Source organism: Massilia sp. UBA6681 (assembly GCF_002454935.1).
Classification (GTDB): Bacteria; Pseudomonadota; Gammaproteobacteria; order Burkholderiales; family Burkholderiaceae_D; genus Telluria; species Telluria varians.
In genome coordinates this window covers 1-19,419 of record NZ_DKJX01000007.1, presented here as the reverse complement: position 1 = coordinate 19,419, position 19,419 = coordinate 1, and the positions used below count along the sequence as shown (strand labels likewise).

Genomic DNA, 19,419 nt, shown 5'->3' with positions numbered 1-19,419 from the left:
GGCGCGCTTCCAGTTCCACCACGCGCAGCTCGAGCGCTTCGAGCTTGGCGCGGGTCTTGGCCAGCACCTGGGCCTGGATGTCGAACTCTTCGCGGGTGACCAGGTCGAGCTTCGAGAAGCCCTGGGTCATCATCGCCTTGACGTTTTTCTCGATGTCCTTGGCCGGCGAGCTTTCCAGCGCCTGGTTGATCTTGCCCTGGATGTCATTGAAGAAGCTGTTCATGTCCATTTCCTTTCAGTCGGATCGCACTGCACCACGACAGTGCGTTGCACTCCGCTTTTGGTGCGCCGCGCCGCGGCGGATGCCTGGCGCAAGGGTTTCCCCCGTTATTCGAATCGCAAATGGGGCGGATGGCTGAGAAAACAAGCATTCCAGCAGCACTCCGTCGCCCTTTCGGTGGTTTTTTCAAGCTGGCACACATCCTGCTAAAGAGTTGGCAGGCGTGTAGCAAACCAGATTGTAAACCGCAACAGCCCGCGCCACGGTTCAGCCGTCGAACGCAGCTGTTGAAAATAAGGGGAATGTCATGAAGTGCAACACCATTGCAGCAGCAAGCCTGGCCGTGCTGGCCTTGTCGAGTGTTCCTGCGTTTGCGCAAGAAGCTGCTCCTGAGCATCAAATCAGCTACAACGCCGCCATCACCAGCGACTACCGTTACCGCGGCCTGTCGCAAACCCGGTTGGATCCGGCGCTGCAGGGCGGCGTCGACTACGTGCACGGCCCGACCGGCCTGTACGTGGGCACCTGGCTGTCCACCATCAAATGGACGAAAGACCTCGGCGGCGACGGCGACATCGAATGGGACGTCTACGGCGGCAAGCGCGGCAACCTGAGCGAGAACCTCACCTATGACGTCGGCGGCCTGTACTACTGGTATCCGTCGAACGACCTGAGCCCGCGCGCCAACACCTTCGAACTGTATGCGCGCCTGGGATTCGGTCCGGCCTACGTCAAGTATTCGCACTCGACCACCAACCTGTTCGGCACCGCCAACAGCAAGCGCAGCGGCTACCTGGACCTGGGCGCCGACATCGACGTCTACGAGGGCGTGTTCCTGAACCTGCACGCGGGGCGCCAGGAAGTAAACAACAACAGCGCTTTCTCGTACACCGACTACAAGGTGGGCTTGAGCAAGGACTTCGGCGTGGCGACCGTGTCGCTGGCCTGGGTCAAGGGCAATACCAAGGCCTACCTGAGCCCGGAAGGCGAAAACCTGGGCAAGTCGGCAGCCGTGCTGAGCGTGTCCAAAACTTTCTGAAATAGCGAGGCAATACCATGAAAATGATTACCGCCATCATCAAGCCCTTCAAGCTGGACGAAGTCCGCGAAGCGCTGTCGGAGATCAACGTACAGGGCATGACCGTGACCGAAGTGAAGGGCTTCGGCCGCCAGAAAGGCCACACCGAGCTGTATCGCGGCGCGGAGTACGTGGTCGACTTCCTCCCGAAGATCAAGATCGAAGCGGCCGTCGACGACGCCGTGGTCGAGCAGGTGATCGACGCCATCTCGGGCGCTGCCCGCACCGGCAAGATCGGTGACGGCAAGATTTTCGTGGCCGACCTCAACCAGGTCATCCGTATCCGTACCGGCGAGACCGGCAACGACGCACTCTAAGGGGAAGCCGAATGAAGCATACCGTTACCAAAGTCCTCGCCGGCCTCGCTGCAGCCGGCCTGGCGCTGCCGGCGCTCGCCGCGCCCACCGTCAACAAGGGCGACACCGCGTGGATGTTCGTCGCCACGCTGCTGGTCATCATGATGTCGATCCCGGGCCTGGCCCTGTTCTACGGCGGCCTGGTGCGCGCCAAGAACATGCTGTCGGTGCTGATGCAGGTGTTCATGGTGTTCTCGCTGATCATCGTCCTGTGGTGCCTGTACGGCTACTCGCTGGCCTTCACCCAGGGCAACGCCTTCATCGGCGGCTTCGACCGCGTCTTCCTGAACGGCATCTATGACGCCGCGGCCGGCACCTTCAGCCAGGCCGCCACCTTCAGCAAGGAGACCATGATCCCCGAGTTCATCTTCGTGGCCTTCCAGGGCACCTTCGCCGCCATCACCTGCGGCCTGATCGTCGGCGCCTTCGCCGAGCGCGTGCGCTTCTCGGCGGTGCTGCTGTTCATGGTGATCTGGTTCACCTTCGGCTACCTGCCGGTGGCCCACATGGTCTGGTTCTGGGCCGGCCCGGATGCGATTTCGGATGCCGCCAGCCTGGCGAGCGTCACCGAGAATGCCGGCTTCCTGTGGCAGCACGGCGCACTCGACTTCGCCGGCGGCACCGTGGTGCACATCAATGCGGCGGTGGCCGGCCTGGTCGGCGCGTATGTGATCGGCAAGCGCATCGGCCTGGGCCGCGAATCGATGGCCCCGCACTCGCTGACCATGACCATGATCGGCGCCTCGCTGCTGTGGGTGGGCTGGTTCGGCTTCAACGCCGGCTCGGCGCTGGAAGCGGGCGACGTGGCCGCGCTGGCCTTCATCAACACCCTGCTGGCGACCGCCGCGGCGGCCGTGTCGTGGATGTTCGGCGAGTGGGCCTTCAAGCGCAAGCCTTCGCTGCTGGGCGCGGTGTCGGGCGCGGTCTCGGGCCTGGTGGCGATCACCCCGGGCGCCGGCTTCGTCGGGCCGATGGGTGCGCTGGTGATGGGCCTGCTGGCCGGCGTGGTCTGCCTGTGGGGCGTGACCGGCCTGAAACGCCTGCTGGGCGCCGACGACTCGCTCGACGTGTTCGGCGTGCACGGCGTGGGCGGCATCCTGGGCGCGCTGCTGACCGGCGTGTTCGCGGCGCCGCAGCTGGGCGGGCAGGGTGTCTGGGACTACGTCGCCAACAAGGCCTCGCCGGATTACTCGATCGCCGGGCAGCTGCTGGTGCAGGCCGAGGCGGTCGGCGTGACCATCGTGTGGTCGGCGCTGGTGGCCTTCATCGCCTTCAAGCTGGTGGACGTGGTGGTGGGCCTGCGCGTACCGGCCGATGCCGAGCGCGAAGGGCTGGACATCACCAGCCATGGGGAGTCGGCTTACCACCTGTAAGCGCGCGACGTTCCAAGGGAGGCGCCCGCATGGGCGCCTTTTTACGTTTACGACAAGTATGCGGACTTTAAATAAGGATATTCGTCCATACCTAAGGCTACCGATATAATTCGAATAAGCCACTACTAGGACGTCCACACCATGGTTCCGCACCTCGCCACCGCCCTGACCGGTCCCCTCCTGGACCTGGAAAAGAAGATTCTCGAAGCCACGCCCGCCATCGAACGCTGGTTCCGCCTCGAGTGGCAGGAGCATACGCCGCCGTTCTATTGCTCGGTCGACCTGCGCAATGCCGGCTACAAGCTGGCGCCGGTCGACACCAATCTGTTCCCGGGCGGCTTCAACAACCTGTCGACCGAGATGCTGCCGCTGACGGTGCAGGCCGCCATGGCCGCGATCGACAAGTATTGCCCGGACGCACGCAACCTGCTGATGATCCCGGAAGTCCACACGCGCAACCCGATGTACCTGCAGAACGTGGCGCGCCTGATGCAGATCTTCCGCCAGACCGGCCTGCACGTGCGCCTCGGCTCGCTGTCGCCGGACGTCACCCAGCCGACGCCGCTGGCGCTGCCTGACGGCAACATGCTGGTGGTGGAGCCGCTGGTGCGGTCGCCGAACGGCCGCCGCGTCGGCCTGGCCGATTTCGATCCCTGCACCATCCTGCTGAACAACGACCTTTCGAGCGGCATCCCTTCAATCCTGGAAAACATCCACGAGCAGTCGCTGCTGCCGCCGCTGCACGCCGGCTGGGCGCTGCGCCGCAAGAGCAACCACTTCAAGGCCTTCGACGAAGTGGCCAAGAAGTTCGGCAAGCTGATCGAGATCGACCCCTGGCTGGTCAACCCGCTGCACAGCAAGGTCGGCGAAATCGACCTGCAGCAGGACGTCGGCACCGAGCAGCTGGCCGATGCCGTCTCGGCCCTGCTTTCGAAGATCAAGAAGAAGTACAAGGAATACGGCATGAAGGAGCAGAAGCCCTTCGTGATCGTCAAGCCCGATGCCGGCACCTACGGCATGGGCGTCATGACGGTGAAGGACGCCAGCGAGGTGCGCGACCTGAGCCGCGCCCAGCGCAACAAGATGACCGTCATCAAGGATGGCGTGGCGGTCACCGACATGATCGTGCAGGAGGGCGTACCGACCTTCGAATCCATCAACGACGCGGTGGCCGAGCCGGTGGTGTACATGATCGACCGCTACGTGGTGGGCGGCTTCTACCGCGTGCACGCCGAGCGCGGCATCGACCAGAACCTGAACGCACCGGGCTCGCAGTACGTGCCGCTGGCCTTTGCCCAGCAGCACGCGGTACCGGACCTGAAAGCCAAGCCGGGCACGGCGGCGCCGAACCGTTTCTACGTGTACGGCGTGGTGGCGCGCCTGGGCCTGCTGGCAGCCTCGCTCGAGCTCGAGCGCACCGATCCGAATCCGGAAGTTTATTAATCCGAAAACATACCGGGGTCAGGTCTGACATTCAGACACGAGCTCGAGCATGGACAAAGTTGTATTGCTCAGTTCGTGTCCGAATGTCAGACCTGACCCTCGCAGTATGGGTAGCTTCGGGGCGGCTGGACGGCATTCCGGCGGGGCTCGTCCGCGAGCTTTCGCGTTTCCGGCTAAAATCAGGGTATCTCCTGCCATGGATGCCCCATGAAAATCGCTTTCCTCGCCGACCCGCTCTCCACGTTCAAGATCTACAAGGATTCGACTTTCGCGATGATGCGCGAAGCCGCCAGGCGCGGCCACGCCATCTACGCCTTCGAACAGCGCGACATGGTGCTGGAAGAGGGCGTGGTGACGGCGGTCGTCACGCGCATCCACCTTACCGGCGAAGCCGATGAGTGGTACCGCGCCGACCGGCCGGAAAGCGTGGAGCTTTCGTTCTTCGACGCTGTGATCGAGCGCAAGGACCCGCCCTTCGACATGGAATACGTGTACGGCACCTACCTGCTGGAGCTGGCCGAGCGCCAGGGCGCGCGCGTGGTCAACCGCCCGGGCGCGATCCGCGACCACAACGAGAAGCTCACCATCGGCCAGTTCAGCCAGTACACCTCGCCGACCCTGGTCAGCTCGAGCGCGGCGCGGCTGCGCGCCTTCCACGAGAAGCACGGCGACGTGATCTTCAAGCCGCTCGACGGCATGGGCGGGGCCGGCATCTTCCGCGTCAAGGACGACGGCATGAACCTGGGTTCGGTGATCGAGTCCCTGACCGGCAACGGCAAGCATACGATCATGGCGCAGAAATTCATCCCCGCCATCAAGCAGGGCGACAAGCGCGTGCTCGTGATTGACGGCAAGCCGGTGCCGTTCACGCTGGCGCGCATCCCGCAGGGGAACGAAGTGCGCGGCAACCTGGCTGCCGGCGGCCTGGGCGTGGCGCAGCCGATCACCGCGCGCGAGCGCGAGATCGCCGAGGCCATCGGCCCGGAACTGGCGGCACGCGGCCTGTTGCTGGTAGGATTGGACGTGATCGGCGATTTCCTGACCGAAGTGAACGTCACCAGCCCGACCTGCTTCCAGGAGATCGCCGACCAGACCGGATTCGACGTGGCCGCGATGTTCATCGACGCGGTCGAACTGAAGGCAACAAAGTAAGCGAGATCCACTGACATGGTAGGCATCCTGCTGATGACCCACGCTCCGTTGGGCCAGGCATTCATCTCCGCGGTGGCCCACGTATTCCGTGGCCCCACCGAGCGCTTCGAGGCGATCGACGTGACCGCCGACCAGGACCTGGCCCAGGTGAACGCCCTGGCCAAGGAGGCGATCGCGCGCCTGGACGAGGGCGACGGCGTGCTGGTCATCACCGACATCAAGGGCGGCACCCCGTCCAACTGCTGCAACTCGCTGGCCGACGCCGGCCACGTGGAAGTCATCGCCGGCATCAGCCTGCCGATGCTGCTGCGTGCGATCACCTACCGCCGCGACACCCTCGACGTGGTCGTGGAAATGGCCCTGGCCGGCGCCCAGAACGGCGCCGTGCGGGTGGATAACCGCATCCGCGTCGGATCGAGCTGAACACCCCATCCCTTTTTGGCCACGCGCATAAAACGAGACAATAAGCGAGAACATGATTCAACAGGAATTCGAGATCATCAACAAGCTGGGCCTGCACGCCCGCGCCTCCGCCAAATTCACCCAGCTGGCCGCCAAGTTCAAGAGCGACGTCTGGCTCACCCGTAACGGCCGCCGCATCAATGCCAAGTCGATCATGGGCGTCATGATGCTCGCCGCCGGCAAGGGCGCCAAGGTGCTGCTCGAGGCCGACGGTCCCGACGAAGAAGCATGCATCGCCGCCCTGGGTGGCCTGATCAACGACAAGTTCGGCGAAGGCGAGTAATGCCGCGCGAAGCGGCAGCTCCCCGCCACACGGGACCCTCGATGGCATCGTTCACGCTCCACGGCATTCCGGTTTCGCGCGGCATCTCGATCGGCCGCGCGCACCTGCTCACGCCGGCCGCGCTCGACGTCAAGCACTACCTGGTCCCGGAAGAACAGGTCGAGGCCGAGGTCGCGCGCCTGCAGCACGCCATCGCCGAGGTGCACCGCGGCCTGCAGGCCCTGTGGACCGAGCTGCCCAAGGACGCCCCGACCGAACTGGGCGCCTTCATCGACGTGCACGCGCTGATCCTGTCCGACCCGATGATCTCGGAAGCGCCGCTCGACATCATCCGCACCCGCCACTACAACGCCGAATGGGCGCTGGTGACCCAGATCGACGAGCTGTCGAGCCAGTTCGACGAGATCGAGGACGAGTACCTGCGCGAGCGCAAGCACGACATCCAGCAGGTCGCCGAGCGGGTGCTGAAGGTCCTGATGGGCACCGCGCTGGAGATTCCGCCACCGCTGGCGGGCGAGGACCACGCGCCGCCGCAGATGATCGTGGTGGCCCACGACATCTCGCCGGCCGACATGCTGGCCTTCCGCGACCGGGAAGGCAGCGCCCAGGCCTTCGTCGGCTTCGTCACCGACGTCGGCGGCCAGAACTCGCATACGGCGATCGTCGCGCGCTCGCTCGACATCCCGGCGGTGGTCGGCATGAGCCAGGCCTCGCGCCTGGTCGAGCAGGACGATTGGGTGATCATCGACGGCGACGCCGGCGTGGTGATCTGCAACCCGAGCCAGCTGGTGCTGGAACAGTACCGCGCGCGCCAGGCCGCCCTGATCAAGGCGCGCAAGCGCCTGCTCAAGCTCAAGAAGACCCCGGCGGTGACCAAGGACGGCACCCCGGTCACGCTGCTGGCCAACATCGAGCTGCCGGACGACTGCCCGGCCGCGCTGGATGCCGGCGCGATGGGCGTCGGCCTGTTCCGCTCCGAGTTCCTGTTCATGGGCCGCGGCGGACTCGGAAATGCGCTGCGCATCCCGAGCGAGGACGAGCAGTTCGAGCAGTACCGCAAGGCGGTGGTGGCGATGAAGGGCCGCCCGGTCACCATCCGCACCCTCGACGTCGGCGCCGACAAGCCGCTCGACCCGACCGAGCACACGGCCCTCAACCCGGCACTGGGCCTGCGCGCGATCCGCTACTGCCTGGCCGAGCCCCAGCTGTTCCTGACCCAGCTGCGCGCGATCCTGCGCGCCTCGTGCTACGGGAAGGTGCGGATCCTGATCCCGATGCTGGCGCACGCCTTCGAGATCGACCAGACGCTCGCCATGATCGAGCAGGCCAAGGCCCAGCTGCGCGCAGAGAACGTCAAGTACGATCCGGGAGTGGAAGTCGGCGCCATGATCGAGATCCCGGCCGCCGCGCTGGCGCTGCCGATGTTCGTCAAGCGCATGAACTTCCTGTCGATCGGGACCAATGACCTGATCCAGTACACGCTGGCGATCGACCGCGTCGACTACGAAGTGGCGCACCTGTACAATCCGCTGCACCCGGCGGTCCTGATGCTGATCGCCCAGACCATCGCCACCGGCCAGAAGGCCGGCCTGGACGTCGCCGTGTGCGGCGAGATGGCGGGCGACACCAAGCTCACCCGCCTGCTGCTGGGCATGGGCCTGCGCGAATTCTCGATGCACCCGGCGCAGCTGCTGTCGGTGAAGCAGGAAATCCTGAACAGCGACCTGTCCGCGATCACCACCCGCACGCGCCGCATCCTGCGCTCGATCGAGCCGAACGACATCGCCAGCGCGGTCGAGCAGCTCCAAACACTCTGACAAGAAACACCTCCACAGCTTCCATGGGATCGATCGGAAACGTCACACCACAGGCGATGCACTTCGCCGAGCCGCTGCGCCTGCAAAGCGGCGCCAGCATCGGCGACTACACGCTGATGTATGAAACCTATGGCACCCTGAACGCCGACAAGTCGAACGCGGTCCTGGTCTGCCACGCGCTGAACGCCTCGCACCACGTGGCGGGCACCTATGCCGACCAGCCCAAGAGCCAGGGCTGGTGGGACAACATGGTCGGGCCCGGCAAGCCGCTCGACACCAACCGTTTCTTCGTGATCGGCGTGAACAACCTCGGCTCCTGCTTCGGCTCGACCGGGCCGATGCACACCAATCCGGCCACCGGCAAGCCCTATGGCGCGGCCTTCCCGCTGCTGACGGTGGAGGACTGGGTGGCGGCGCAGGCACGCCTGGCCGACCGCCTCGGCATCGACTGCTTCGCGGCCGTGATGGGCGGCTCGCTCGGCGGCATGCAGGCGCTGTCGTGGAGCATCATGTTCCCCGAGCGCCTGCGCCACTGCATCGTGATCGCCTCCACCCCCAAGCTGTCGGCCCAGAACATCGCCTTCAATGACGTGGCGCGCCAAGCCATCCTGACCGACCCGGACTACCACGGCGGCGACTTCTACGAGCACGGCATGGTGCCGAGGAACGGCCTGAAGGTGGCGCGCATGGTCGGCCACATCACCTACCTGTCGAACGACGACATGGCGGAGAAATTCGGCCGCAAGCTGCGCAACGCGGCCGAGAGCAACGACTACAAATTCGATTTCGGCATCGACTTCGAGATCGAGTCCTACCTGCGCTACCAGGGCGACAAGTTCTCGGAATACTTCGACGCCAACACCTACCTCCTGATTACCAAGGCGCTCGACTACTTCGACCCGGCGCGCGTCCACGGCGGCGATCTGGCCAAGACGCTCGAGGGCACCAAGGCCCAGTTCCTGATCGCTTCCTTCACCACCGACTGGCGCTTCTCGCCCGAGCGCAGCCGCGAGATCGTGGAGGCGCTGCTGTCGAACCGGCGCAAGGTCACCTATGCCGAGATCGACGCGCCGCACGGCCACGACGCCTTCCTGCTGGAAGACCCGCGCTACATGGCGGTGGTGCGCGCCTATTACGACCGCATTGCCCTCGAACTCGCAGGCAAGGAGGCCGCATGAACCTGAACGACCTGAACGCCCTGCGGCCCGACCTGGCCTTCATCGCCGACTGGGTGCGCGAGCGCGCCCACGTGCTCGACGTCGGCTGCGGCGACGGCGCCATGCTGCGCTACCTCGAGCTGAGCAAGGGCTGCACCGGCTACGGCGTCGAGATCGCCGACGACAAGGTGCTCGAGAGCACCCAGCGCGGCATCAGCGTGATCCAGCACGACATGGAACAGGGCCTGGACCTGTTCCGCGACAACGCCTTCGACGTGGTGCTGTGCCTGTCCTCGCTGCAGATGATGCAGCACGTCGAGGCGCGCCTGCGCGACATCGTGCGGGTCGGCCAGGAAGCCATCGTCTCCTTCCCGAACTTCGCCTACTGGCCGCACCGCGTAGCGCTGATTCGCGGCCGGATGCCGGTCTCGCGCACGCTGCCTTACCAGTGGTTCGACACGCCCAACGTACGCTACGCCACCATCCACGACTTCAAGGACCTGGCCGAGAAGTGCGGGCTGGAAGTGCTGGAATTCGTGGCGCTGGCCGAAGGCCGGCCGGTAAGCTTCCTGCCCAACCTGCGCGGCAGCCTGGCGGTATTTCGTCTGCGCAAGAAAACCGGCGTGGTAGCGTGAACGGATAGCTTCTTATGTGCGGTGGCGGCTTGTCGAGCCGGCCGCCATCCGCGATGATCGGCGCTATAGTGCTTTCAACCCGTTACTTTCCTTGGAGATAGTGCTGCTAAGAACAGCCTATCGGTGACGAATGACAAAACTTAAACACTTGGCCGCCAGCTTTGCCCTGCTCGCCGCATTCGGTACGGCCGGCGTCGGCCATGCCGTGGCGCAGGACGACCGCAATACGACGGTCCAGGATGGCATCAAGGTCAGGCCGCTCTCGCGCCTGAGCAAGCTGGTTCCAGCGGAACAACTCAACGAAGCGGCGGCGCAGCAATACACGCAAATGATGAGCCAGGCGCAACAGAAAGGCGTGCTGCTGCCGGCCTCGCATCCGGAAGTCCAGCGCCTGCGCGCCATCGCCAAGCGCATCATTCCGTACACCGCGCGCTGGAACCAGGATGCGACCCAGTGGCAGTGGCAGGTCAACCTGATCGACTCGAAGGATGTCAACGCCTTCTGCATGCCGGGCGGCCGGATCGGTTTCTTCACAGGCATCCTGAGCTCGCTGAAGTTGACCGACGACGAAGTGGCGGCCGTGATGGGGCACGAAATCGCCCATGCCCTGCGTGAGCACAGCCGCGAAAAAATGGCCAAGCAGGGCCTGACCAACATGGGCGCCCGGGTTGGCGGCGCCCTGATCTCGGGCATCTTCGGCATCGACCCGGGCATCACCGGCACGATCGCCAGCTACGGCGCCCAGTTCGCCGGCCTGAAGTTCTCGCGCGACGACGAGCGCGAGGCCGACCTGGTCGGCCTGGACATCTCTTCGCGCGCCGGCTACGACCCGCGCGCCGGCATCGCGCTGTGGCGCAAGATGGCCGCGCTGAACCAGCGCGCGCCGATCGAGGTGTTCTCGACCCACCCGGGCGGCGAGAGCCGCATCAGCGAGATGCAGGCGCACATGAACGTGCTGCTGCCGGTGTACGCGCGCGCCAAGGGCACCACGGTCGCCAAGCTGCCGCCTTACCAGACCAATGTCGCCCTGCGTTGATGGCTGGAGTGCATGAGTAAAGGCAGGAAAGGGCACCAGGCCGAAGCCAACGCTGTCGTTCCCTTGCCGACCCGCGAGGGCGTCGCGCCCAGCTACCTGTGGATCACCGAGACCCGGGCCGGCGGGATGCTGCGGTTTCTCGCCGAACGCTTTCCCGACGTGCCGGAAGTCGCCTGGGCGCGGCGCCTGGCGCGCGGCGAGATCGTCGATGCGAAAGGGGGCGCACTTGCGGCCGGCAGCCAGGTGCGCCAGGGCATGCGCATCTGGTACTACCGCGAGCTGGAACAAGCCGAAACCCCGATCCCGTTCCGGGAACGGTTGCTGTTCCAGGACGAGCACCTGCTGGTGGCCGACAAGCCGCACTTCCTGCCGACCATCCCGACCGGGCGCTTTCTGCACGAGACCCTCCTGGTGCGCCTGAAGAAGCAGTTCGATCTGCCGCACCTGGTGCCGATCCACCGCTTGGATCGCGAGACCGCGGGTGTGGTGATCTTCTCGCACAATCCGGCGTCGCGCGGCGCCTACCAGTCGATGTTCCAGAAACGCGTGGTGACCAAGGTCTACGAGGCCCTGGCAGGCCCGATCGAGGGCCGGGAATTCCCCTTCACCTACCGCAGCCGCATGCAGGACGCGGAGCAGTTCTTCGTGAGCGCGGAAGTGCCGGGCGAGCCGAATTCGGAAACCCTGGTCGAGCTGATCGAGCGGCGCGGCGAGGTGGCGCACTACCGGCTGCACCCGCACACGGGCCGCAAGCACCAGCTGCGCCTGCACCTGTCCGCGCTCGGCGCGCCGATCCTGAACGACGCCTTTTACCCGGTGGCGCTGCCCTGCAAGGGCGACGATTTCAGCGCGCCGCTGCAGCTGCTGGCGCGCTCGATCGCTTTCGAGGATCCGCTGGACGGCCGGCCGCGCCGCTTCGAGAGCGGCTTCCGGCTCGACTGGCCTGAAGCTGCAGGTGGGGCGCGGATTCAGAAGCTTGGCTTATGAATCGCGCCTAACTATTAGAGATCGTAATCAATGATGAGCGGGGCGTGGTCGCTGAACTTCTCGTCCTTGTAGATCGACACCGACTTGGCGCGCGCCGCGATGCCCGGGGTGGCGACGTGGTAGTCGATGCGCCAGCCCACGTTCTTGGCATAGGCCTGGCCGCGGTTGCTCCACCAGGTGTAATCGGCGGCATCCGGCGCCACCCTGCGGTGTACGTCCACCAGGCCGATTTCGTCGAAGATGCGGGTCATCCAGGCGCGCTCTTCCGGCAGGAAACCGGAATTCTTCTGGTTGCTCTTCCAGTTCTTGAGGTCGATTTCCTTGTGCGCGATATTCCAGTCGCCGCAGATCACGACTTCGCGGCCTTCCGCTTTCAGCTCCTGCAGGTGCGGCAGGAACACCTCCATGAAGCGGAACTTGGCCAGCTGGCGCTCCGGCGACGAGGAGCCGGACGGGCAATACACCGAAATCACGGTCAGGTTGCCGAAATCGCAGCGGGTATAGCGGCCTTCGGCGTCGAATTCCATGCAGCCGAAGCCGATGCGCTTGTTGTCCGGCGCGACGCGGCTGTAGACGCCGGTACCCGAATAGCCCTTCTTCTCCGCGTAGTGGAAGTGGCCGTGGTAGCCGTGGGGCGCGAGGAATTCCTCGGTCATGTCGGCCTGCTGCGCCTTCAGTTCCTGCACGCAGATGAAATCGGCGGACTGGGTGGCGAGCCAGTTGAAGAAACCTTTCTTGTGGGCGGAACGGATACCGTTCAGGTTCGCGGAGATAATTCGTGGCATGGATCTAGTCAAGGTAACAATGCGGAGCGACGCGGCAGGGCGGCGCGGGAGCGCGACAGTGTAGCGTGTTTTGCCGGACGCCGGAATGGCGCGGCAAGGACGTTACAATACGTGCTTTCGAAATTTTGGGAGAAGCACGTGAGCGATCTGCGCCAGGAGTTTATTTCGTTTTCGGTGAAGGCCGAGGTATTGCGCTTCGGTGAATTCACCACCAAGGCCGGGCGCCAGTCGCCGTACTTCTTCAACGCCGGCCTGTTCCATGACGGCGCGACGCTGGGCCAGCTGGCCCAGTTCTACGCCCAGACCCTGCTCGATTCGGGTGTGCAATTCGACATGCTGTTCGGTCCGGCCTACAAGGGCATCACCCTGGCCAGTGCGACCGCGGTGGCGCTGGCCGCCAAGGGCCGCAACACCTCCTTCGCCTACAACCGCAAGGAAGCCAAGGACCACGGCGAGGGCGGCACCATCGTCGGCGCCAAGCTGGCAGGGAAGGTCGTGATCATCGACGACGTGATCTCGGCGGGCACCTCGGTGCGCGAATCGGTCGACATGATCCGCGCCGCCGGCGCCGAACCGGCCGCCGTGCTGATCGCGCTCGACCGCATGGAACGTTCCGGCAAGGACGGCGCGCTGTCCGAGCATTCGGCGGTGCAGCAGGTGTCGAAGGAATTCGGCATCCCGGTGATCTCGATCGCCAACCTGGACGACCTGTTCACCTATCTCTCGAACGCGGGCGGCGCCGAGCTGGGCGCGCACAAGGACGCGGTGGCGGCCTACCGCACGCGCTACGGGGTCTGAACCTGCGGGCAAAAAAATACCGGAGCATGCTCCGGTATTTTTTTGCTCCAGCAGCTTCGTCAGCCTGCCAATTTCTTCTTCAGCAGCTCGGTCACCTGGGCCGGATTGGCCTTGCCCTTCGAGGCCTTCATGGTCTGGCCGATCAGGGCGTTGATCGCGGCTTCCTTGCCGGCGCGGTACTGCTCGACCGACTTGGCATTGGCTGCCAGCACGTCGTCGACGATCGCTTCCAGCGCGCCCGTATCCGAGATCTGCTTCAGGCCCTTCTGCTCGATCACGGTGTCGGCCAGGTTCTCATCAAGCGACTTGGCTTCCCACATGGCGGCGAACACTTCCTTGCCGGCCTTGTTCGAGATGGTGCCGTCGGCGATGCGCTTGAGCAAGAGGGCCAGCTGGGCGGCGGACACCGGCGAGTCGTCCAGCTCGACGCCTTCGCGGTTCAGGGTCGACGACACGTCGCCCATCATCCAGTTGGCGGCGGCTTTCGCGTTTTCCTTGCCGGCCGCAAGCACCACGGCCTCGTAGTAGGTCGCCATCGCTTTCGAGGAGGTCAGCACCAGGCTGTCGTATTCCGGCAGGCCGTATTCGCCGGTGAAGCGCGCGCGCAGGGCGCCCGGCAGTTCCGGCATCTCGGCCTTCACGCGCTCGATCCAGTCCTGCTGGATGACGAGGGGCGGCAGGTCCGGGTCCGGGAAGTAGCGGTAGTCCTGCGCGTCTTCCTTGGTGCGCATGGAGCGGGTTTCCTTCCTGTCGGGATCCCAGAGACGAGTCGCCTGGATCACCTTGCCGCCGTCTTCGATCAGCTCGATCTGGCGCCGCACCTCGTAGTGGATCGCTTCTTCCATGAAGCGGAAGGAGTTCAGGTTCTTGATCTCGCAGCGGGTGCCGAATTCCTTCTGGCCGACCGGGCGCACCGAGACGTTGACGTCGCAGCGGAAGGAGCCTTCCTGCATGTTGCCGTCGCAGACGCCCAGCCACACGACCAGCGAATGCAGGGCCTTGGCGTAAGCCACCGCCTCGGCCGCGCTGCGCATCTCCGGCTCGGACACGATCTCGAGCAGGGGCGTGCCGGCGCGGTTCAGGTCGATGCCGCTCATGCCGGCATAGTCTTCGTGCAGCGATTTGCCCGCATCTTCCTCGAGGTGGGCGCGGGTCAGGTTGACGGTCTTGGTCTCCAGCTTGCCGTCCTTCTCGTAGGCGAAGCTGATCGTGCCGCCCTGGACCACCGGGTCTTCGAACTGGCTGATCTGGTAGCCCTTCGGCAGGTCGGGGTAGAAGTAGTTCTTGCGGGCGAAGACCGATTGCGGCGCGATTCTAGCGCCCACGGCCAGGCCGAAGCGGATCGCGCGCTCGACGGCGCCGCGGTTCAGGACCGGCAGCACGCCCGGCAGCGCCAGGTCGACCGGGCTGGCCTGGGTGTTCGGCTCGGCGCCGAAGCGGATCGAGCTGCCGCTGAAGATTTTCGAATTGGTCGTGAGCTGCACGTGGTTCTCAAGACCGATGACGACTTCCCATTGCATGATGTGTTCTCTCTGTGTTCTGTCGGTCGGATCAGACGCCTTCCGGGGCGCGGGTATGCCAGTCGGTCACTTGCTGGTACTGGTGCGCGATGTTCAGCAGCTTGGCTTCGGCAAAGTAGTTGCCGATGATTTGCAGGCCGACCGGACGCTTGGCGTTCTTCTCGCCCTGGCCGAAACCGACCGGGATCGACATGCCCGGCAGGCCCGCCAGGCTGGTCGACAGGGTATAGATGTCGGCCAGGTAGTTCGCCACCGGGTCGTTCGCCTTCGATCCGAGATCCCAGGCCACCGTCGGCGCCACCGGGCCCATGATCACGTCGCACTTGTCGGCGAACGCGGCCTGGAAGTCGTCCGCGATCAGGCGGCGGATCTTCTGCGCCTGCACGTAGTAGGCGTCGTAGTAGCCGTGGCACAGCACGTAGGTGCCGACCATGATGCGGCGCTGCACCTCGCGGCCGAAGCCTTCGGCGCGGGTTTTGCGGTACATGTCCTGCAGATCCTTGTACTCGCTAGCGCGGTGGCCGTAGCGCACGCCGTCGAAGCGCGACAGGTTCGACGAGGCTTCGGCCGGGGCGATGATGTAGTAGGTCGGGATCGACAGCGCGGTCTTCGGCAGCGAGATCTCCACCAGGGTGGCGCCCAGCTTGACGAATTCGTCCAATGCGGCGCGCACCGCCTGCTCGACATCCTGCGCCAGGCCTTCGCCGAAGTATTCCTTCGGCACGCCGATGCGCAGCCCGTTCAGCGGCTGGTTCAGGTCGCGGGTGTAGTCTTCGGCGACGTTGCCCTGTTCGACCGTCAGGCTGGTCGAATCGCGCTCGTCGAAGCCGATCATCTCGTTCAGCAGCAGGGCGCAGTCCTCGGCGGTCTGGGCGATCGGGCCGCCCTGGTCGAGCGAGGAAGCGAAGGCGATCATGCCGAAGCGCGACACGCGGCCGTAGGTCGGCTTGATGCCGGTAACGCCGCAGAAGGCGGCCGGCTGGCGGATCGAGCCGCCGGTGTCGGTCGCGGTGGCGGCCGGCGCCAGGCGCGCGGCGATCGCGGCGGCCGAACCGCCCGAGGAGCCGCCCGGCACCGCCAGCGGATCCCAGGGGTTTTTCACGGCGCCGAAGGCCGAGTTCTCGTTGGCCGAGCCCATCGCGAATTCGTCGAGGTTGACCTTGCCCAGGGTCACCATGCCGGCGCGCTGGAAGCGCTCGACCACGGTGGCGTCGAAGGGGCTTTCATAATTGGCCAGCATCTTCGAGCCGGCTGTGGTGCGCCAGCCACGGGTGACGAAGATGTCCTTGTGCGCGATCGGCACGCCGGTCAGCGGGCCGGCCGAACCATCGGCGATGCGGGCATCGGCGCTGGCGGCCTGCGCCAGGGTGCGTTCGCGGTCCAGGTGCAGGAAGGCGTTGTGGCTGCTCGCTTCGATGCGGTCGAGGTAGTGGCTGGTGAGTTCGACGCTCGAAACCTGCTTCGATTGCAGGAGCGCGGACAGCTCTTTGATGGTCTTGTTGTGCATGTGCGTGTCTTGTGAAAAGCGGTTGCGTGCGAGTGTGCCGGATTACTCGATGACCTTCGGCACCAGGTACAGGCCGTCCTGCGCCTTCGGCGCCGGCGCCTGGTAGTCCTCGCGGCGGTTCTCCTCGGTGACCACGTCGTCGCGCAGGCGCAGCGGCAGCGCCATGATGCTTGCTAAGGGCTGCGACAATGGCGCAACGCCGGTCGTGTCCACCGCCTGCATCTGCTCGGCCAGGGCGAAAATGCCGTTCAGCTCGGCCAGCGCGGTTTCGGCGTGGGCTTCGTCCATTTCGAGCTGGGCCAGGTTGGCGATGCGTTTTACGTCTGAAAGTGTCAGGGACATGGCAAAGGGCGCGGCGTCAAGCCGCGTGCAAAATGTGGTTGGGCTAATAACGAAAGTTGGCAAGCGGTCAGCGAACGGTCTGCTACGTCCGATAAAACCTTGGTAACACCGCCGATCTCGCGTTGGAAATGGGGGGTAAAACCACCCGTTTTCAGCATTTAATCGACAAATTATAAGGTAGAATGGCGGGCTAATGCGCTGTCGGGCTGCGAGACCGCCCGCCGCAGGAAAGACCGCGAGGCACGATGCCTGTGCGGCGAGGACAATCCCGATCAATTTTCGACGCGCGCCCCGCGCGCAATCAGGACACACATGTTTGGTTCTTTACGCAGCTACTTCTCGAATGACCTGGCGATCGACCTCGGTACCGCCAACACCCTGATCTACGTGCGCGGCCTGGGCATCGTCCTGGACGAGCCGTCGGTCGTCGCGATCCGCCAGGAAGGCGGCCCGAACGGCAAGAAGACGATCCAGGCGGTCGGCAAGGAAGCCAAGCAGATGCTGGGCAAGGTGCCGGGCAACATAGAAGCCATCCGCCCGATGAAGGACGGCGTGATCGCCGACTTCACCGTCACCGAACAGATGCTGAAGCAGTTCATCCGCATGGTGCACGATTCGAAATTTTTCCGCCCGTCGCCGCGCATCATCATCTGCGTGCCCTGCGGTTCGACCCAGGTCGAGCGCCGCGCGATCCGCGAATCGGCGCTCGGCGCCGGCGCCTCGCAGGTCTACCTGATCGAAGAGCCGATGGCGGCCGCGATCGGCGCCGGCCTGCCGGTCTCGGACGCCACCGGCTCGATGGTGGTCGACATCGGCGGCGGCACCACCGAAGTCGGCATCATCTCGCTGGGCGGCATGGTCTACAAGGGTTCGGTGCGCGTCGGCGGCGACAAGTTCGACGAAGCCATCGTCAACTACATCCGCCGTAACTACGGCATGCTGATCGGCGAGCAGACCGCGGAAGCGATCAAGAAGGCAATAGGGTCCGCTTTCCCGGGCTCGGAAGTCAAGGAAATGGAAGTCAAGGGCCGCAACCTGTCCGAAGGCATCCCGCGTTCGTTCACGATCTCCTCGAACGAGATCCTGGAAGCCCTGACCGACCCGCTCAACAACATCGTCTCGGCCGTCAAGAACGGGCTGGAACAGGCTCCGCCGGAACTGGGCGCCGACATCGCCGAGAAGGGCATGATGCTGACCGGCGGCGGCGCGCTGCTGCGCGACCTGGATCGCCTGCTGATGGAGGAGACCGGCCTGCCGGTGCTGGTGGCGGAAGACCCGCTGACCTGCGTGGTGCGCGGCTCCGGCATGGCGCTCGAGCGCATGGACAAGCTGGGCTCGATCTTCTCCTACGAATAAGAATACGGGATACGGGCGGCGCTGGAAGCGTCTCGGCGGGCAGGGCGTACGGAAGCATCGTGCGCCTCTGCCCGCCTTGACGTTGGCATGCCGCCCGGTCTAGACAGGACGCCAACCAGGACATGGAATACAGTCCTCCGCCGCTTTTCAAACAGGGTGCCCCGGCGCGGGTCAAGGCGATCGTCTTCGCCCTGATCTCGGTCGTGCTGCTGGTCGTCGATGCCCGCTACCAGACCCTGAGCTCGGTGCGGCAGGTGGCCGCCACCGTCCTTTACCCCCTGCAGATGGCCGCCCTGATGCCGCGCGAGGCGCTCGGCAACATGGCCGGCTACTTCTCCTCGATTTCCTCGCTCCAGAAGGAAGTGAACGAGCTCAAGACCCAGCAGCTGGCGCAGTCGCGCCTGCTGCAGCAGGCCCAGCTCCAGATGGCCGAGAACGCGCAGCTGCGCCGCCTGATGGATGCGAAGCAGCACCTGCCGGTCCAGGCCCAGATGACCGAGATCCTGTACGACGCACGCGACCCGTCGACGCGCCGCATCGTGATCGACCGCGGCTCGCGTCACGACGTCGTGCCCGGCCTGCCGGTGATCGACCATGCGGGCGTGGTCGGCCAGGTCACGCGCGTGTTCCCGTTCACTTCCGAGGTCACGCTCCTGACCGACCGCGACCAGGCGATTCCCGTGCAGGTGCTGCGCAGCGGCCTGCGCAGCATCGCCTATGGCCGCGGGCAGTCCGGCCTGCTCGACCTGCGTTTCGTGGTGGCCAATGCCGACATCCAGGTGGGCGACGTGCTGGTGACCTCGGGCCTGGACGGCATGTATCCGGCCGGCCTGGCGGTGGCCAAGGTGGTGCAGGTCGAAAGCGTGGCCGGCGGCACCTTCGGGCGCGTGGTCGGCCAGCCGCTGGGCGGCATCGACCGCAACCGCCAGCTGCTGGTCATCATGTCGCAGTCGAACCTGCCGCCCAAGCCCGCGCCCGACGCGAAGCCGGCCGCCACCACCGCGCGCCGCAAGCTGCCGGACATGGCCCCGATCCCGGCGCCGCCGCTGGCGCCCGCGCCGCTGCCGCCGCAGGGTGTCCCCGCGCAGCCCGCCCGGCCAGATCGGAAGAGC

Annotated in this window: 19 protein-coding genes and 1 pseudogene; 15 read left to right on the top strand and 5 right to left on the bottom strand. The window is 65.3% G+C overall.

What is annotated here, in order from left to right:
- Position 1: 1 nt before the first annotated feature.
- Positions 2-229, bottom strand: a pseudogene (locus B2R83_RS01320) (accessory factor UbiK family protein); the annotation flags it as partial.
- A 298-nt stretch (positions 230-527) separates the two neighbouring features.
- Here B2R83_RS01320 and B2R83_RS01315 point away from each other — a divergent pair.
- The 12 genes from B2R83_RS01315 to B2R83_RS01260 all read left to right on the top strand — a co-directional run bounded on the left by B2R83_RS01315 (position 528) and on the right by B2R83_RS01260 (position 11,999).
- Entirely contained in the window at positions 528-1,259 is a 732-nt protein-coding gene (locus B2R83_RS01315; RefSeq protein WP_027865876.1) for a TorF family putative porin, read from the top strand.
- Positions 1,260-1,276: 17 nt separating this feature from the next.
- Positions 1,277-1,615 (top strand): P-II family nitrogen regulator, encoded by a 339-nt coding sequence (gene glnK / locus B2R83_RS01310; RefSeq protein WP_027865875.1) that lies wholly within the window; start codon positions 1,277-1,279, stop codon positions 1,613-1,615.
- 11 nt (positions 1,616-1,626) lie between these two features.
- Positions 1,627-3,027 carry an ammonium transporter gene (gene amt, locus B2R83_RS01305; RefSeq protein ID WP_292037875.1) on the top strand — a complete coding sequence of 467 codons (1,401 nt, stop codon included), beginning with the start codon at positions 1,627-1,629 and terminating at the stop codon, positions 3,025-3,027.
- Between the two features lie 141 nt (positions 3,028-3,168).
- Entirely contained in the window at positions 3,169-4,470 is a 1,302-nt protein-coding gene (gene gshA / locus B2R83_RS01300; RefSeq protein ID WP_036210361.1) for a glutamate--cysteine ligase, read from the top strand.
- Between the two features lie 207 nt (positions 4,471-4,677).
- Positions 4,678-5,622, top strand: coding sequence for a glutathione synthase (gshB, locus tag B2R83_RS01295; protein ID WP_292037874.1), 945 nt, complete (start codon positions 4,678-4,680; stop codon positions 5,620-5,622).
- Between the two features lie 15 nt (positions 5,623-5,637).
- Positions 5,638-6,045, top strand: coding sequence for a PTS sugar transporter subunit IIA (locus B2R83_RS01290; protein ID WP_036210366.1), 408 nt, complete (start codon positions 5,638-5,640; stop codon positions 6,043-6,045).
- A 52-nt stretch (positions 6,046-6,097) separates the two neighbouring features.
- Entirely contained in the window at positions 6,098-6,367 is a 270-nt protein-coding gene (locus tag B2R83_RS01285) for an HPr family phosphocarrier protein (protein WP_027865870.1), read from the top strand.
- A 41-nt stretch (positions 6,368-6,408) separates the two neighbouring features.
- The gene (gene ptsP, locus B2R83_RS01280; RefSeq protein WP_292037873.1) at positions 6,409-8,184 is read left to right on the top strand and encodes a phosphoenolpyruvate--protein phosphotransferase; all 1,776 of its coding nucleotides are present in this window, start codon (positions 6,409-6,411) and stop codon (positions 8,182-8,184) included.
- A 23-nt stretch (positions 8,185-8,207) separates the two neighbouring features.
- Positions 8,208-9,362: a homoserine O-succinyltransferase MetX gene (metX, locus tag B2R83_RS01275; RefSeq protein ID WP_292037872.1), complete on the top strand. Its 1,155-nt coding sequence runs from the start codon at positions 8,208-8,210 to the stop codon at positions 9,360-9,362.
- Positions 9,359-9,976 carry a methionine biosynthesis protein MetW gene (gene metW / locus B2R83_RS01270; protein ID WP_036210373.1) on the top strand — a complete coding sequence of 206 codons (618 nt, stop codon included), beginning with the start codon at positions 9,359-9,361 and terminating at the stop codon, positions 9,974-9,976. The genes metX and metW overlap by 4 nt, the downstream gene beginning before the upstream one ends.
- Before the next feature lie 130 nt (positions 9,977-10,106).
- Positions 10,107-11,012 (top strand): M48 family metallopeptidase, encoded by a 906-nt coding sequence (locus B2R83_RS01265; RefSeq protein ID WP_292037871.1) that lies wholly within the window; start codon positions 10,107-10,109, stop codon positions 11,010-11,012.
- 12 nt (positions 11,013-11,024) lie between these two features.
- On the top strand, positions 11,025-11,999 hold the full coding sequence (locus B2R83_RS01260; protein ID WP_292037870.1) for a pseudouridine synthase: 975 nt from the start codon (positions 11,025-11,027) through the stop codon (positions 11,997-11,999).
- Between the two features lie 14 nt (positions 12,000-12,013).
- Here the strand turns inward: B2R83_RS01260 and B2R83_RS01255 are convergent, their stop codons facing one another.
- Positions 12,014-12,784, bottom strand: a complete 771-nt coding sequence (locus B2R83_RS01255) for an exodeoxyribonuclease III (RefSeq protein WP_027865864.1) — start codon at positions 12,782-12,784, stop codon at positions 12,014-12,016.
- A 138-nt stretch (positions 12,785-12,922) separates the two neighbouring features.
- Between B2R83_RS01255 and pyrE the strand changes: the two genes are divergently transcribed.
- Positions 12,923-13,582, top strand: a complete 660-nt coding sequence (gene pyrE, locus B2R83_RS01250) for an orotate phosphoribosyltransferase (protein WP_209589676.1) — start codon at positions 12,923-12,925, stop codon at positions 13,580-13,582.
- Between the two features lie 59 nt (positions 13,583-13,641).
- Here pyrE and gatB read toward each other — a convergent pair whose 3' ends face one another.
- Genes gatB through gatC form a run of 3 tightly spaced genes read right to left on the bottom strand, consistent with a single transcriptional unit; the run spans position 13,642 to position 16,951 of the window.
- The gene (gene gatB / locus B2R83_RS01245; RefSeq protein ID WP_292037867.1) at positions 13,642-15,102 is read right to left on the bottom strand and encodes an Asp-tRNA(Asn)/Glu-tRNA(Gln) amidotransferase subunit GatB; all 1,461 of its coding nucleotides are present in this window, start codon (positions 15,100-15,102) and stop codon (positions 13,642-13,644) included.
- Between the two features lie 31 nt (positions 15,103-15,133).
- Positions 15,134-16,609 carry an Asp-tRNA(Asn)/Glu-tRNA(Gln) amidotransferase subunit GatA gene (gene gatA / locus B2R83_RS01240; RefSeq protein ID WP_292037866.1) on the bottom strand — a complete coding sequence of 492 codons (1,476 nt, stop codon included), beginning with the start codon at positions 16,607-16,609 and terminating at the stop codon, positions 15,134-15,136.
- A 42-nt stretch (positions 16,610-16,651) separates the two neighbouring features.
- Complete coding sequence (gene gatC, locus B2R83_RS01235) at positions 16,652-16,951, bottom strand: Asp-tRNA(Asn)/Glu-tRNA(Gln) amidotransferase subunit GatC (RefSeq protein ID WP_027865859.1); 300 nt, start codon at positions 16,949-16,951, stop codon at positions 16,652-16,654.
- 312 nt (positions 16,952-17,263) lie between these two features.
- On the opposite strand from gatC, the gene B2R83_RS01230 reads away from it, so the two are divergent.
- On the top strand, positions 17,264-18,307 hold the full coding sequence (locus B2R83_RS01230; RefSeq protein ID WP_027865858.1) for a rod shape-determining protein: 1,044 nt from the start codon (positions 17,264-17,266) through the stop codon (positions 18,305-18,307).
- Positions 18,308-18,429: 122 nt separating this feature from the next.
- Positions 18,430-19,419: rod shape-determining protein MreC (gene mreC, locus B2R83_RS01225; protein WP_292037864.1), on the top strand; the 990-nt coding region annotated here is incomplete at its 3' end.

Bases quoted from the DNA above. Each gene is read 5' to 3' on its own strand.
- B2R83_RS01315 (WP_027865876.1), top strand. From the start codon at position 528: ATGAAGTGCAACACCATTGCAGCAGCAAGCCTGGCCGTGCTGGCCTTG.
- glnK (WP_027865875.1), top strand. From the start codon at position 1,277: ATGAAAATGATTACCGCCATCATCAAGCCCTTCAAGCTGGACGAAGTC.
- amt (WP_292037875.1), top strand. From the start codon at position 1,627: ATGAAGCATACCGTTACCAAAGTCCTCGCCGGCCTCGCTGCAGCCGGC.
- gshA (WP_036210361.1), top strand. From the start codon at position 3,169: ATGGTTCCGCACCTCGCCACCGCCCTGACCGGTCCCCTCCTGGACCTG.
- gshB (WP_292037874.1), top strand. From the start codon at position 4,678: ATGAAAATCGCTTTCCTCGCCGACCCGCTCTCCACGTTCAAGATCTAC.
- B2R83_RS01290 (WP_036210366.1), top strand. From the start codon at position 5,638: ATGGTAGGCATCCTGCTGATGACCCACGCTCCGTTGGGCCAGGCATTC.
- B2R83_RS01285 (WP_027865870.1), top strand. From the start codon at position 6,098: ATGATTCAACAGGAATTCGAGATCATCAACAAGCTGGGCCTGCACGCC.
- ptsP (WP_292037873.1), top strand. From the start codon at position 6,409: ATGGCATCGTTCACGCTCCACGGCATTCCGGTTTCGCGCGGCATCTCG.
- metX (WP_292037872.1), top strand. From the start codon at position 8,208: ATGGGATCGATCGGAAACGTCACACCACAGGCGATGCACTTCGCCGAG.
- metW (WP_036210373.1), top strand. From the start codon at position 9,359: ATGAACCTGAACGACCTGAACGCCCTGCGGCCCGACCTGGCCTTCATC.
- B2R83_RS01265 (WP_292037871.1), top strand. From the start codon at position 10,107: ATGACAAAACTTAAACACTTGGCCGCCAGCTTTGCCCTGCTCGCCGCA.
- B2R83_RS01260 (WP_292037870.1), top strand. From the start codon at position 11,025: ATGAGTAAAGGCAGGAAAGGGCACCAGGCCGAAGCCAACGCTGTCGTT.
- B2R83_RS01255 (WP_027865864.1), bottom strand. From the start codon at position 12,784: ATGCCACGAATTATCTCCGCGAACCTGAACGGTATCCGTTCCGCCCAC.
- gatB (WP_292037867.1), bottom strand. From the start codon at position 15,102: ATGCAATGGGAAGTCGTCATCGGTCTTGAGAACCACGTGCAGCTCACG.
- gatA (WP_292037866.1), bottom strand. From the start codon at position 16,609: ATGCACAACAAGACCATCAAAGAGCTGTCCGCGCTCCTGCAATCGAAG.
- gatC (WP_027865859.1), bottom strand. From the start codon at position 16,951: ATGTCCCTGACACTTTCAGACGTAAAACGCATCGCCAACCTGGCCCAG.
- B2R83_RS01230 (WP_027865858.1), top strand. From the start codon at position 17,264: ATGTTTGGTTCTTTACGCAGCTACTTCTCGAATGACCTGGCGATCGAC.